Origin of the sequence: Ideonella margarita (assembly GCF_038066635.1) — a bacterium.
Lineage (GTDB): Bacteria > Pseudomonadota > Gammaproteobacteria > Burkholderiales > Burkholderiaceae_C > Ideonella > Ideonella margarita.
In genome coordinates this window covers 374,316-387,842 of sequence record NZ_JBBUTI010000001.1, presented here as the reverse complement: position 1 = coordinate 387,842, position 13,527 = coordinate 374,316, and the positions used below count along the sequence as shown (strand labels likewise).

At 67.4% G+C, this 13,527-nt stretch carries 15 protein-coding genes; 4 read left to right on the top strand and 11 right to left on the bottom strand.

All coding sequences use genetic code 11. From position 1 onward, the window contains the following. Positions 1–79: 79 nt before the first annotated feature. The gene (locus AACH00_RS01840) at positions 80–535 is read right to left on the bottom strand and encodes a MaoC family dehydratase (RefSeq protein ID WP_341397231.1); all 456 of its coding nucleotides are present in this window, start codon (positions 533–535) and stop codon (positions 80–82) included. Then, positions 532–1,152 (bottom strand): ParA family protein, encoded by a 621-nt coding sequence (locus tag AACH00_RS01835; protein ID WP_341397230.1) that lies wholly within the window; start codon positions 1,150–1,152, stop codon positions 532–534. Before AACH00_RS01835 ends, AACH00_RS01840 begins: the two co-directional genes overlap by 4 nt. A gap of 48 nt (positions 1,153–1,200) precedes the next feature. Between AACH00_RS01835 and kefF the strand changes: the two genes are divergently transcribed. Then, positions 1,201–1,812, top strand: coding sequence for a glutathione-regulated potassium-efflux system oxidoreductase KefF (kefF, locus tag AACH00_RS01830; protein ID WP_341397229.1), 612 nt, complete (start codon positions 1,201–1,203; stop codon positions 1,810–1,812). Between the two features lie 74 nt (positions 1,813–1,886). After that, positions 1,887–3,707: a glutathione-regulated potassium-efflux system protein KefC gene (gene kefC / locus AACH00_RS01825; RefSeq protein WP_341397469.1), complete on the top strand. Its 1,821-nt coding sequence runs from the start codon at positions 1,887–1,889 to the stop codon at positions 3,705–3,707. Positions 3,708–3,789: 82 nt separating this feature from the next. On the opposite strand, the gene AACH00_RS01820 is transcribed toward kefC, so the two are convergent. From AACH00_RS01820 to fabR, 3 genes are all read right to left on the bottom strand, one after another. Then, the gene (locus tag AACH00_RS01820; RefSeq protein ID WP_341397228.1) at positions 3,790–4,002 is read right to left on the bottom strand and encodes a (2Fe-2S)-binding protein; all 213 of its coding nucleotides are present in this window, start codon (positions 4,000–4,002) and stop codon (positions 3,790–3,792) included. 133 nt (positions 4,003–4,135) lie between these two features. After that, positions 4,136–4,615, bottom strand: a complete 480-nt coding sequence (gene bfr / locus AACH00_RS01815; protein WP_341397227.1) for a bacterioferritin — start codon at positions 4,613–4,615, stop codon at positions 4,136–4,138. A gap of 79 nt (positions 4,616–4,694) precedes the next feature. After that, positions 4,695–5,420: an HTH-type transcriptional repressor FabR gene (gene fabR, locus AACH00_RS01810; RefSeq protein ID WP_341397226.1), complete on the bottom strand. Its 726-nt coding sequence runs from the start codon at positions 5,418–5,420 to the stop codon at positions 4,695–4,697. An 89-nt stretch (positions 5,421–5,509) separates the two neighbouring features. On the opposite strand from fabR, the gene AACH00_RS01805 reads away from it, so the two are divergent. Both AACH00_RS01805 and AACH00_RS01800 read left to right on the top strand, forming a co-directional pair. Next, positions 5,510–6,694 carry a ferredoxin reductase gene (locus tag AACH00_RS01805; RefSeq protein ID WP_341397225.1) on the top strand — a complete coding sequence of 395 codons (1,185 nt, stop codon included), beginning with the start codon at positions 5,510–5,512 and terminating at the stop codon, positions 6,692–6,694. A 13-nt stretch (positions 6,695–6,707) separates the two neighbouring features. Beyond that, entirely contained in the window at positions 6,708–7,808 is a 1,101-nt protein-coding gene (locus AACH00_RS01800; RefSeq protein WP_341397224.1) for a fatty acid desaturase family protein, read from the top strand. 48 nt (positions 7,809–7,856) lie between these two features. Here the strand turns inward: AACH00_RS01800 and AACH00_RS01795 are convergent, their stop codons facing one another. Genes AACH00_RS01795 through panC form a run of 6 tightly spaced genes read right to left on the bottom strand, consistent with a single transcriptional unit; the run spans position 7,857 to position 13,475 of the window. Then, entirely contained in the window at positions 7,857–9,074 is a 1,218-nt protein-coding gene (locus AACH00_RS01795) for an aminotransferase class I/II-fold pyridoxal phosphate-dependent enzyme (RefSeq protein WP_341397223.1), read from the bottom strand. Further along, entirely contained in the window at positions 9,071–9,757 is a 687-nt protein-coding gene (bioD, locus tag AACH00_RS01790; RefSeq protein ID WP_341397222.1) for a dethiobiotin synthase, read from the bottom strand. The genes AACH00_RS01795 and bioD overlap by 4 nt, the downstream gene beginning before the upstream one ends. Further along, complete coding sequence (gene bioA / locus AACH00_RS01785) at positions 9,747–11,120, bottom strand: adenosylmethionine--8-amino-7-oxononanoate transaminase (RefSeq protein ID WP_341397221.1); 1,374 nt, start codon at positions 11,118–11,120, stop codon at positions 9,747–9,749. The genes bioD and bioA overlap by 11 nt, the downstream gene beginning before the upstream one ends. An 11-nt stretch (positions 11,121–11,131) precedes the next feature. Beyond that, the gene (gene panD, locus AACH00_RS01780; RefSeq protein ID WP_341397220.1) at positions 11,132–11,542 is read right to left on the bottom strand and encodes an aspartate 1-decarboxylase; all 411 of its coding nucleotides are present in this window, start codon (positions 11,540–11,542) and stop codon (positions 11,132–11,134) included. Positions 11,543–11,593: 51 nt separating this feature from the next. Next, positions 11,594–12,613 carry a biotin synthase BioB gene (gene bioB / locus AACH00_RS01775; RefSeq protein ID WP_423221881.1) on the bottom strand — a complete coding sequence of 340 codons (1,020 nt, stop codon included), beginning with the start codon at positions 12,611–12,613 and terminating at the stop codon, positions 11,594–11,596. A gap of 22 nt (positions 12,614–12,635) precedes the next feature. Then, positions 12,636–13,475: a pantoate--beta-alanine ligase gene (gene panC, locus AACH00_RS01770; RefSeq protein WP_341397218.1), complete on the bottom strand. Its 840-nt coding sequence runs from the start codon at positions 13,473–13,475 to the stop codon at positions 12,636–12,638. Positions 13,476–13,527 lie beyond the last annotated feature (52 nt).

Genomic DNA, 13,527 nt, shown 5'->3' with positions numbered 1-13,527 from the left:
GGTTGAAACAGCGCGTCGACCCTTGTTATGGACGTGGGCGGCGATGTTACCTGCACGGGCCTTCACAAAATTGACAGGCTTACACGTAGCGACGCGACACCGATTCAGCGACGCACACCGGCTTGTCACTGCCTTCACGCTCGATGGTGACTTCAATCGTGAGCTGTGCACCACCGGACACCGGCTCAAACGACAGCAGACGGAAGTGCCCGCGCAAACGGCTGTTCACCGGCACCGGCGCAGGGAAGCGCACCTTGTTCAGCCCGTAGTTGACACCCATGTGGCTGTCGTCGATGTCGAACCCGCTGCCAAACATCCACGGCAACAGTGACAAGGTGAGGAAGCCGTGCGCCACCGTGCTGCCAAAAGGCCCTGCCGCGGCCCGCGCCTCATCAAGGTGGATCCACTGGTGATCACCGGTGGCGTCGGCAAAGCGCTGGATGCGGTCCTGGTCGATCACGATCCAGTCGCTGGCGCCGAGGGATTGCCCCACCAGCGCTTGCAGGTCAGACAGATGGGCGTATCGGGTCGTCATGCGTCACATATCCATCGGGTCAGGGGCGCCCACTGGGCGCGGTCGCGCTCGACACGGCCGGGCGCGACGTCCCACAGCGTCAAACCGTGGGCCGCCAGATGAATATAGTTCTGGGTGTCGCGCAGCTGCGTCACCAAGGGGACAGGCAGGCCGCTGACGAACTCGGTCAGGCGGTCGGCCGCGATGGTGTGGTCTTTCACCCGCATGCCCACCAGGCCTGTGCGCTTCAAGTGGCCCTGGCCGGCCTGCGCCAGCTCATCGATGAAGGCGTGGGTGGCCTGCATGTCGAACAGGCTGGCCTGCAAGGGCACCAGCACGACGGGGTCGAGTGCCAGCACCGCCGCCAGACGCTTGCCGCGCAGGCCCGCCGGGGTGTCGATCACGACGTGGCTCACGCCCTTCGGCGGCTTGAGCTTGTCGCCGTCGCTCAAGTCCCAACCCTGGATGACCGGCACCGTGGCCGGCCGGATACCCAGCCACTGCCGGGATGAATGCTGCCGGTCCAGATCACCGAGCATCACGTGTTGGCCCTGGTGGGCCAGCCAGCCCGCCACGTTGGTGGCCAGCGTGCTTTTGCCCACACCGCCCTTCGGGTTGGCAACGACGATCACGCGCATCAGGCACTCCTCACTACAAGTCTGGGTTTTCAAAGGTATGGTAGCCGGATGTCTGAGATTCTCGTCCTCGGCGCCCACCCACATCTGGAGCGCTCCCGCGTCAACCGCAGCCTGCTGAAAGCCGCGGCTGCCCTGCCGCCCGGTCGTGTGCAGGTGCATGACCTGTACGCCCGCTACCCCGATTTCCACATCGACGTGGCCGCCGAGCAGGCGGCGCTGGCCGCGGCCAAACTGGTGGTCTGGGTGTTCCCGATGCACTGGTACAGCCAGCCGCCGCTGCTGAAGCTCTGGCTGGACGAGGTGGTGAGCTTCGGCTGGGGCTACGGGCCTGGTGGCGACGCCCTGCGGGGCAAAGACCTCTGGCTGGTGGTGAGCACCGGCGGCACCGACGAGGCCTACACCCCGGGCGGCCACCACCGCCATTTTGTGGATGCCTTCTGGCCGCCGCATGAACAGACCGCTGCCCTGTGCGGCATGCGCTTCTTGCCGCCCCTGGTGCTGCACGGGGCCCACCAGGTGAGCGACTCGGAACTGGCGGGCCACCGCGAGGTGTTCGTCGAGCGCCTCTCCAGTTATCCGGCCTGGCCGGAGATCAGCGAGCTGCCGGCCTGTCCGGGATGCCACGTGCCGGCCGATGAGCGGCCGGAGGAGAGCCACTGATGGACGCGATTGCAACGCAGGCTGCAGCCAGTCAGGCCGTGGCCCACGCTTCCACCGGGGGCGGCTGGCTGACGATGAGCCTGGTGTATCTCGGCGCCGCGGTGCTGGCGGTGCCGCTGGCGCGGCTGGCCGGGCTCGGCGCCATCATCGGCTACCTGGCTGCAGGCATTGCCATCGGCCCCTGGGGCCTGAAGCTGGTGACCGACCCGCAAACCATGCTGCACTTCGCCGAATTCGGTGTGGTGCTGATGCTGTTCCTGGTTGGCCTGGAGCTGGAGCCCAAACGGCTGTGGGCCCTGCGCCGTCCGATTTTTGGCTGGGGCAGCGCCCAACTGCTCGGCTCCACCGCACTGATGACCGGCGCCGCGATCGCCGCCGGGGTGGATTGGCACCTGGCACTGGCGGCATCACTGGCATTGGCGCTGTCGTCCACCGCCATTGGCCTGGGCGTGCTGGCCGAGCGCAACCTGATGTCGACCACGTCCGGTCAGAGCGTGCTGAGCGTGGCGCTGCTGCAGGACATGGCGGCCATTCCCATCCTCGCGCTATTGCCCTTGCTGGCCACCGACAGTGCCACGGGCGCGGTGCATTCCGGCGGCGGCTGGTGGGGCGCGGCCAAGGCGATCGGGGTGATCGCGGCCATCGTGCTGGGTGGGCGCCTGCTGTTGCGGCCGGCGCTGCGCTGGATTGCCCGCAGCGACACGCCGGAGATCTTCACCGCAGCCTCTTTGCTGCTGGTGGTGGCCACCGCCGCGCTGATGGAGGCTGTTGGGCTGTCAATGGCCCTGGGCGCTTTCCTTGCCGGTGTGCTACTGGCCGAGAGTGAATACCGGCGGCAGCTGGAAACCGACATCGAGCCCTTCAAGGGTCTGCTGCTCGGGCTCTTTTTCATCGCCGTGGGCATGAGCATCGACTTCGCCGTGTTGCTGGCCAGGCCGGGGCTGGTGGCGCTGCTGGTAGTGGGCTTTCTGGTGATCAAGGCCGGCGTGTTGTGGGCGATGGCCCGCACCATGCCCATTCCACTGGCCGAGCGGCCGGTGTTTGTCATCTTGCTGGCCCAGGGCGGTGAGTTCGCCTTCGTGGTGAGCCAGGCGGCCACGCAGGCCGGTGCGATGGACGCGGCCACCGCCTCGATGCTGGTGGCCGTGGTGGCGCTGTCGATGCTGTTCACGCCGCTGCTGCTGGTGATGGCGGACTGGTGGTCGGCGCATTGCCAGGTTCGTGACGGCGGCGGGCCTGCGCTGGAGGAAATCAACGAGCAGCAGGAAGCGCCGGTGATCATCGCCGGCTTCGGGCGCTACGGTCAGATCGTCGGCCGCCTGCTGTACGCCAACGGCATTCAAGCCACCGTGCTGGAACACGACGCCGGCCAGGTGGAAAGCCTGCGGCGCTTTGGCTGGCGCGTGTTTTATGGCGACGCGACGCGGCTCGATCTGCTCAAGGTGGCCGGCGCCGGAAAGGCCAAGGTGCTGGTGGTGGCCATCGACGACATGGCGCAGAACCTGGCGGTGGTGGACCTGGCGCGTGAGCACTTCCCGAACCTGCAACTCGTGGTGCGCGCCCGCAATGCGCAGCACTGGTATGAGCTGCAGCGCCGGGGCGTGACGATGGTCGAGCGCGAGACGCTGGATGCGGCCCTGATGAGCGGCCGCAGCACGCTGGAGCAGTTGGGCTTCAGGCCGCACCAGGCGCGCAACCTGGCGCTGCGCTTCCGGCAGCACAACGTGGAAATGCTGGAAAAACTGGCGCCGCATTACGGCGACGAGCAGCGCCTCGTGGCGATGGCCAAAGCCGGCCGGCAGCAGCTGGAAGACCTGTTTGCGCAGGAACGCGCCGAGCAGAAAGCGAAGATGGGCAGCAAGGGCTGGCAGCCGGAGCGGCCTTCAGGCGACTGAGCGCGCCGGAGGCGGTGCTTGCCTGCGGGCTGAAGCAGTCCCGCCCTGCTCGTTGATGCGGGTCAGCCCGTCAGCCTGTCAGTCAGGCAGCGGCAGAGGCGTTGTCGGCGGCGCTGGCAGCGGCCGCCTGCGCGCAGGCCTCATCAAACACTTCGCGGGCGCAGTCGTGGCAGCAGCCGCAGCAGGAAGCCACGCGGGTCTGGTCCTTCAGGACTTCGAAGTCACGGATGGCGTGGACCTGCACGGCCTTGCGGATGTCACGGTCACTGACCCGGTTGCACAGACAGACGATCATGGAAGTTCAGCCCGGTGCCAGCACAAAGGGCACCATGACTGAAGCTTAATGCAAATGCGACTGCTTCTCAATAAGAAACAGAAACCCTGAGACTCAATCAGGGTTTTGGCATCCGTCCGCTAACTGGCGTTCTTCAGCTGCTGGCGTCACCCACCTGGGTCTGCAGCCAGTTCTGCTCACCCAGCTGCGCCACCAGGCCGATCTCGGTTTCGAGGTGGTCGATGTGCTCTTCGGTGTCGTCGAGGATCTCCAGCAGCACATCGCGCGAGACGTAATCGCGCACGCTTTCGCAGTGGGCAATCGCCTCCTTCAGCAAGGGGTGCGAGGCGGTCTCGATCTTCAGATCGCAGTGCAGCACTTCCACCGCGTTCTCGCCGATGTAGAGCTTGCCGAGGTCTTGCAGGTTCGGCAGGCCATCGAGCATCAGCACGCGCTCGATCAGCTTGTCGGCGTGCTTCATTTCCTCGATCGACTCTTCGTACTCGTGCTTGGCAAGGCGCATCAGACCCCAGTTCTTCAGCATGCGGGCATGCAGGAAATACTGGTTGATGGCGGTGAGTTCGTTCTTCAACTGGGCGTTGAGAAACGCGATGACTTGGGCGTCACCCTTCATGGCTGGCTCCTGGTTGTGCGGCGTTGCCAGCCATTGTGCGCAAAACCCGGCCGAGCCGCGAGGCCCCGGTTTGCAAAGTTCAACGCGGCAGGTCGGGGTGCTCGGCCATCGCCTGGGTGCCGGTCATGATCATGCGGACCATGATCACCAGCTGCTCGGTCAGCGCCGGCAGCTGATCACGCGGCATGTCCATCGCCGAGGTGCCCATCGCGAACACCAGCCGGGTGATGGCCTTGGCCGTGAGCCCGGGCTCATGCAGGCCGGTGCCGCGCATCTGGGCCACGCGGATCAGGTCGCCCTGCAGTTCTTCCTCGAAGAAGTTCAGCTGCCGGTCGACCGCCTGCTTGAAGGCGTCAGAGCCCACCGAGCCCTCGCGCAGCAGGATGTGCAGGAACTTGTCGTCCGACTGCAGCTGGTCCATGAAAGCCTCGACCGAACCACGCACCACGCTGCGGCCCGACACCGCGCGCAGGCGCGCCTGGCCAATGATGCGGCGCAGTGATTCACCCGCCAGTTCGATCAAGGCCACTGCCAGTTCGTCAACGTCGCGAAACTGCCGGTAAAAGCTGTTGGGGGCGATGCCGGCCTCGCGGGCGATCTCGCGCAGGCTGAGCGACGACACGCTGCGGTGCGGACCAAGCAGCGTCAGCGCCGCCCGGATGATGTCCTCGCGCGAGATGTGCGCCTTGCGACCCGGCCCGGAGACAGTGGTCGGCAGCGACGCCGACGCGGGCGTCTCGGCGAGCGTCTCAACGGAAGAGGGTATGGGCAGGGCCGTGGTCATGATCTGCATCAGGAAAGCCATGATAGCTTCCTCTAATTAATATACAAGTGTCTAGACATTTGTATTGACACACGTAAAATCCGACCGAAGCTGTTTGCCGGAGTGCCCGTTTGTCTTCGTCCCTGTCCCGATTGCCGATGGAGGCCGCCGCCTCGCCGGCCCCGCTGTTCCACCGCCTGGCGAATGCCGTGGTGGACCCGGCCGTGTTCGACTATTGGGTCGGATTGATCAACCCGCTCTGGCGCTGGGCTGAACCGGTGGCCCGCGTGGTGGATCGTCGGCCCGCCGGCGGTGGCGCCGTCACCCTGACGCTGCAAGCCAACCGGCATGTGGGCACCTTCCTGCCCGGACAGCACGTGAACGTCGGCGCGGAAATCAACGGTCGCCTCATCACCCGCAGCTACAGCCTGACCGGCCTGCCGCGCGCAGACCGTCGGCTGGAGATCACGGTGCAGCCGGTGCAGGGCGGCCCGATGTCCACCCACCTGTGCGAGCCCGCCCGCGTTGGCGACGTGCTGCGCGTGTCACCCGCGTTTGGCGACATGGTGCTGCCCGCCCCCACGGCCTGGGCGCCCGGTGACCGGCTGGTGTTTCTGGCCGCCGGCAGCGGTATCACGCCCTTCGTCGGTCTTGCGCGCGCCCTGGCCGCGCAAGACATGCCCGTGGCGCTCGATGTGATCGTGTGGGCCCGCAGCACCGAGCAGCTGATGCGCGTGGACGACCTGCGCGCCCTGGCCACGCAGCACCCTCGCCTGCGTGTGCAGGTGGTGCTGACCGGCCCGGTGCGCGCGGATGTTCAAGCCTGCCAGCCAGCGCCACATGGGCGGCTCAGTGCGGAGCTTTTGCCCAAGCTGTTGCCCGAACAGTCCACCGAACCCGGCCACGCCCCGGCGGACTGGTCGACAACCACCGTATTGGCCTGCGGCCCGGCCGGCTTCGTGGCCACCGCCCGCACCCTGCTGCAGCCGCTGGCTCGCACCTTCCACGCCGAAGCATTCACGCCGCACGTGCTGGCCGATGCCCCGGCCGCCGACGCACCGCCCGTGCAGGTGCAGCTGCTGCGCAGCGGCCGCACGCTCAGCATCTCGCCCGGTGAGGCGCTGCTGCTTGCCCTGGAAGCCCAGGGCATCACGCCGCCTTCCGGTTGCCGCATGGGCATCTGCCGCACCTGCATCTGCACGCGGGTGTCCGGCACCACGCTGGCCAGTGACACCGGCGAGCGCGACGCCGAGCCCGGCGTGCCGCTGCGCCTGTGCGTGAGCCACGCCTGCACCGATCTTTCGCTTGACCTCTGACCTGCCCCTCCGCATGAACGACGACCACCTGCAGCGCTTCGGCGCCGAAATCGAAGCCCTGCGCGAGCGCACCGTGGCGAGCCTGGGCGCCCAGGACGCCCGCTACATCCGCCGCATCCAGGCCGCCGTGCGCTGGAGCGAACTGCTGGGCCGTGCCCTGCTGCTGATCGGCGCCTTCTTGCCGGGCGCATGGTTCTGGTCGTTCTGGGGCGTAGGTGCCCTGACGCTCGGCATCTCGAAGATCCTCGACAACATGGAGCTGGGCCACAACGTCATCCACGGTCAGTACGACTGGATGGGTGATCCGCACCTGCGCGGCGCCGTGTTCGAGTGGGACATCGCCGGCACCAGCGCCAACTGGCGCAAGACCCACAACTTCCGGCACCACACGTACACCAACGTGCACGGCATGGACGACGACATCGGCTATGGCGTGCTGCGCCTGTTCCCCGAGCAGAAGTGGACACCCGCCGCGCTGTTCCAGCCGCTGTATGCCGTGATCTTCGCGCTGTACTTCCAGTGGGGCGTAGCCATCCAGGACATCCGGCTGGGCCGCTGGTTCAAGAGCCAGCGCCACCGCGACATGATCAAGCAGGAAGCCGTGCCGGTGCTGCGCAAGATGCGCCGCCAGCTGATCAAGGATTACCTGGTGTGGCCTGCGCTGGCCGGCCCGGGTTTCCTGGCGGTGGCAGCCGGCAACCTGGTGGCCAATGGTCTGCGCAACCTGTGGACCTACACCATCATCTTCTGCGGCCATTTCACGACCAACGCACACACCTTCCCGAAGCACAGCGTGCGCAACGAAACCCGCGCGCACTGGTACTACCGGCAGATCCTGGGCTCGTCGAACATCGCGGGCGGCAAATTGCTGAACGTCTTGTCAGGCAACCTGAGCCACCAGATCGAGCACCACCTGTTCCCGGACGTGCCGGCGAACCGCTACGCCGACATGGCCGTCACCGTGCGCGACATCTGTCGCCGCTATGGCGTGGCCTACAACACCGGCTCGCTGCCGCGCCAGTTTGGCCAGGTGGTGTGGCGCATCCTGCGGCACAGCTTCCCGAGCCAGCCGACTGAACAAGGCCTGGCCGGCATGGGCGCCGGGGCGCGCTGATCAGGCAGCCGCTGAAGCCGCCACTCTGACCGCCGCTCAAGCGGCTGTTCAGCCAGCCGAGCGCGGCGCCAACGCCGCGTCGTACAAAGCCTGCAGCAACACCGACACATCGTCCAGGGTGTGCGCGGCGCTGAGCGCAATGCGCAGCCGCGCCGTGCCCGCAGGCACCGTGGGCGGGCGGATGGCCGGCACCCAGATGCCACGCGCCTGCAAGGCCGCCATCACGCCCAGTGCGTCGGCATTGCTGCCCACCACCAGCGGCTGGATCGGCGTGGCCGAAGGCATCAGCGTCCATCCCGCCGCGTCGATGGCCGGATGTGCGCCTGGCATCAAGCCCGCACGCAGGGCGGTGATCAACGCATCCAGGTGGGCGCGGCGGCCATCGCCGCCCTCACCCAGGCATTCACGCAAGCCAGCCCGAACTGCCTCGGCCAGCAATGCCGGCGCCGCCGTGGCGTAGGTGTAGCTGCGGGTCTTCTGCAGCAGCCATTCCACCAGCGTGTCGGGCCCTGCCACGAAGGCACCAGCCACGCCCAGCGCCTTGCCCAGCGTGGCCATGTAGAGAACACGACTGGATGCCAGCGGCCCGGTCAGACCGGCAGCCGCCAGCGCGCCCCGACCCTGCGGGCCGAGCACGCCAAAGCCGTGGGCGTCGTCCAGCAGCAGCAGCGCGTCGTGCGCCTCGCACAGCGCCAGCAGGCCGCGAATATCGGCCACATTGCCGTCCATGCTGAACACCGCATCGCTGATGACCAGCTTGCGGCGCGCCGTGCTGGCGGCCAGCTTGCTCGCCAGATCATTCAAGTCTGCATGCGCGTAGCGGTGGATGGTGGCGCGAGACAAACGCGCGCCATCGATCAGACAGGCATGGTTCAGGGCATCGGAAAACAGCGCATCGCCCTCACCCACCAGCGCCGGCACGATGCTGGCATTGGTGGCAAAGCCGGCGTAGAAATACAGCGCACGGGGCAGTTGCACGGCGTCAGCGAGTTCAAGCTCCAGCGCCGCATTCGCCACGCTGTGCCCGCTGACCATCGGCGATGCCCCGGCGCCCACGCCGTAGACATCAACCGCCGCATGCACGGCCGCGCGCAAGGCAGCGTCTTGCGCCAGGCCGAGGTAATCATTGCTGCAGAACGCCAGCATCGGCTTCCCGTCCACCAGCAAGTGGGCGCCGTGCTGGGGCTGCACAGCGCGCCTGCGCCGGCGCAGTTGCTGTGTGTCGAGCGCGCTCAGGCGCTCTTCAAACTCATGCAGCCAGCTCACGGCGCCACCTGCGGCAGGGCCAGTTGGATAGCGGCGGCGTCAGGTTGGGGCTGCCAGGGCACCACGCCCAGCAAGGGCGCGCCCAGCCGGGCTTGCAGGGTCTGGATGTTCTCGTCGAGGCAGGCCATGTCGGGGTCGATCACATTCGCCACCCAGCCGGCCAGCGTCAAGCCATCGGCCCGCACCGCTTCGGCGGTCAGCAGCGCGTGGTTGAGGCAGCCCAGACGCATGCCCACCACCATCACCACGGGCGCTTTCAGGGCGCGCGCCAGGTCGGCCAGCGTTTCACTGTCGTTGAGCGGCACGCGCCAGCCGCCAGCGCCTTCCACCAGCACGGCGTCGGCATGGGTGCAGAGCGCCTCGAAGGCACTCACCAGCTCGGCCACCTGCACCGGGCGCTGGGCGCGCCGGGCTGCCAAATGTGGCGACAGCGGATCGGGCAAGGCCACGGGGTTGTCCAGGTCGGCGGGCACCTGCACGGTGGAGGCGGCGCGCAGTTGCAGCACGTCCTCGCTCACCATCCGGCCCTCGCGCAGCACCAGCCCGGCCGCGACCGGCTTCATGCCCACCACGCGAGCGTGGCGGGTGGCCAGCGCGTGCAGCAAGGCGGCGCTGATGAAGGTCTTGCCCACACCGGTGTCGGTGCCGGTCACGAACCACCGGGGCGTACGTTCAGACAGCATCCATCACCCCTTGGGTCACGGCGTCACCGCCCTGCTCTTGCGCCAGGGTGTCGTTCAGCGCGGCCAGCGCGCCGGTGGCCAGGTGGGCCATCTCGGTCTCGTTCATGACATAGGGCGGCATGGCATACAGCGTGTGGCCGATGGGCCGCAGCACCAGGCCCCGGGCCAGCGCGGCGCGGCTGTAACGCCGGGCGAAATCGGGCAGGCTGCTGGCCACGTCCCACGCGAAGATCATGCCCTGCTGCCGCGCATGGCGCACCCGCGCATGGGTGCTCAAGGGCTCGAACAGCGCAGCCAGGTGCGAGGCGCTGGCCTGGTTGGCCACCAGCGCGTTGGTCTCATCAAACAGATCGAGCGTGGCGAGTGCCGCCCGGCACGCCAGCGGGTTGCCTGTGTAGCTGTGCGAATGCAGAAAGCCACGCGCCACTTCGTCGTCATAAAAGGCGCCATACACCGCGTCGGTGCACAGCACCACGCTCAGGGGCAAGGTGCCGCCGGTCAGGCCCTTCGAGAGGCACAAGAAGTCGGGCTGGATGCCCGCCTGCTGGTGAGCAAACAAGCTGCCGGTGCGGCCGAAGCCCACCGCGATTTCATCCAGCACCAGATGCACCTGCCACTGGCTGCAGGCCGCCCTCAGCCGCTGCAGGTAGACCGGGTGGTGCATGGCCATGCCTGAGGCGCACTGCACCAGCGGCTCCACGATCATGGCCGCGGTGGTGGCATGGTGCTCAGCCAGCCAGCGCTCCGCCGCATCAGCGGCCAGGTGGGCCACATCCGCTGCGGTTTGATCGCCCCTTGCGGCACGGGCATCCGGGCTGGGCACGGTGTGGGCCAGGCGCACCAGCGGCGCGTAGGCCTCGCGGAACAGGGCGATGTCGGTCACGGCCAGCGCACCCACGGTTTCACCGTGATAGCCCCCGGCCACGCTGACAAAACCGTTCTTGGCGGGCTGCCCGGCATTGCGCCAGTGGTGCGCGCTCATCTTCAACGCGATCTCGGTGGCAGACGCACCATCGCTGCCATAAAAGGCATGGCCCAGGCCGGTGAGCGCCGCCAGCCGCTCAGACAACTCCACCACCGGCGCATGAGTGAAGCCGGCCAGCATGACGTGATCAAGGCGCTGCAGCTGGTCGGTCAACGCGGCGCGGATGGCCGGGTGGTTGTGGCCGAACAGGTTGACCCACCAGGAGCTGATGGCGTCCAGGTAGCGGCCACCGTCGGCGTCATGCAGCCAGACGCCCTCGGCGCGGGTCACCGGAATCAGCGGCACATCGGCGCCTTCGGGCGCATGCAGCTTCATCTGGGTACACGGGTGCCACACCGCCGCCAGGCTGCGACGGCGCCAGTCGGCGTTGCTGTTCATGGCTGAGCCACTCAAACCGACAGCGGCAGGATGTCCGGGTCACCCGCCTGCGGGCCGGCCGGCGTATGGCGCACTTCCGTGATGCGGTTGGCCGCGTCCGGGAACACCAGCTGCGGCACGCAGTCGTCGAGCTTGTCTTCGTGCACCAGGCCAAACGCCGCAATGATGACCAGATCACCCACGCTGGCCCGACGTGCAGCCGAGCCATTGAGCGAGATGATGCCGCTGCCGCGTGGCGCCTTGATGGCGTAGGTGATGAAGCGTTCGCCGTTGTTCACGTTCCAGATGTGGATCTGCTCATTGGGCCGCAGGTTGGCGGCGTCGAGCAGGTCTTCATCAATGCCGCACGAGCCTTCGTAATGCAGTTCGCAATGCGTGACGGTGGCGCGGTGGATCTTGGACTTCAGCAGGGTACGAAACATAGCTCAGGCAACTTCAGGAAACGGATCGGCAAGACAGGCAAAGCCCGTAGATCAGGCGGCGTGGCTGTGGCGGGCGTGCAGGCCCAGACGTTCCAGCAACTCACGGTCGCGGTCAACGTCAGGGTTGCCAGTGGTCAGCAGCTTGTCGCCGTAGAAGATCGAGTTGGCACCCGCCAGGAAACACAGCGCCTGGATGGCTTCCCCCATCTGCTGGCGACCGGCCGACAGGCGAACGCGCGCCTTCGGCATGGTGATGCGGGCCACGGCGATGGTGCGCACGAACTCGAACGGGTCGAGCTTGTCGGTGCCCGCCAGCGGTGTGCCTTCCACCTGCACCAGCTCATTGATTGGCACCGATTCCGGATACGGCTCGAGATTGGCAATCTGGGCGACCAGGCCGGCGCGCTCACGGCGGCTTTCGCCCATGCCGACGATGCCGCCGCAGCACACCGACATGCCGGCCTTGCGCACGTTGTCCAGCGTGTCCAGGCGGTCCTGATAGTCGCGGGTCGAGATGATGCGGCCGTAGGTTTCCGGTGCGGTGTCGAGGTTGTGGTTGTAGTAGTCCAGGCCGGCGTCCTTCAGCTCCTTGGCCTGGTTTTCGTTCAGCATGCCCAGCGTGCAGCAGGCCTCCAGGCCCAGCGACTTCACCTCGCGGATCAGCTCGGCCACCTTCTCCACGTCGCGGTCCTTCGGCGCACGCCAGGCGGCGCCCATGCAGAAGCGGGTGGCACCGGCGCCCTTGGCGGCCAGCGCGGCTTCACGCACGGCGTCCACTTCCATCATCTTCGTGGCGTCCACGCCGGTGTCGTAGTGCACCGACTGCGGGCAGTAGCCGCAATCTTCCGGGCAGCCGCCGGTCTTGATCGACAGCAACGTGGCCAGCTCGACCTCGGTCGGGTTGAAGTGCTCGCGGTGCACGGTCTGCGCACGGTGCATCAGTTCCGGGAACGGCAGGTCGAACAAGGCTTCGATGTCAGCGACAGACCAACGCTCGACAGGCGCCGACTGGGCCGCGCGCGGCTTGTGGATCTGGATGGGCTGTGCGGCCACTGCGGTGTTGTCTTGCATGCTCATGGCAGTTCTCCGGCGTTCAAAGTTCGAGGTTGTCGATCAGGCGCGTGGCGCCCAGTCGGGCTGCACCCAGCGCCACGAGAGGCTCGCCGGCGGCACGCTCGGCGTCGGTGGGTGGCAGCAGGTCGGTGCGACGACGCAGCGTCAGGTAATCGGGCGCCCAGCCGCGCTGGCGCAGCTCTTCCGCGGCAGCGGCTTCCATGCCGGCGAGGGTTTGCTTGGGGTCACGCGCGGCATCGGCCAGGTGCTGCAGCGCCTTCGACAGCGCCACGGCTTCCAGGCGCTCATCCGTGCCCAGGTAGCCATTGCGCGACGACAGGGCCAGGCCGTCATCGGCCCGCACCGTCGGCGCGCCGATCACCTGCACCGGCATCGCGAATTGCTCGGCCATGCCCTTGATGACCTTGAGCTGCTGGTAGTCCTTCTGTCCGAACACGGCCACCGCAGGCTGCACGCACTGGAACAGCTTCATCACCACGGTGCACACGCCCGTGAAGAAGCCGGGGCGGAACTCGCCTTCCAGCAAATCGGCCAGGCCGGCCGGCGGCGTGACCTTGTAGGTCTGCTTGACGGGATAGAGCTCAGCCTCGGACGGCGCGAACACGATGTCGCAGCCGGCCGGGGCCAGCAGCTCGCAGTCACGCGCCAGCGTGCGGGGGTACTGGTCAAAATCCTCGTGCGGCAGGAACTGCAGACGGTTCACGAAGATGCTGACCACCACCGGCCCGCCCAGGCGCGCGGCTTCGCGCACCAGCGAGAGGTGCCCCTCGTGCAGGTTGCCCATCGTGGGGACGAAGGCCGTGTTGGTCTGGCCCGCGAGCGCTTCACGCAGCTCGGCCAGGGTGTGAATGACGCGCATGGGCGCTCTCCTGCAATTGAGTGGATGGCACAGGCCGCCCGTCCGCGGGGCT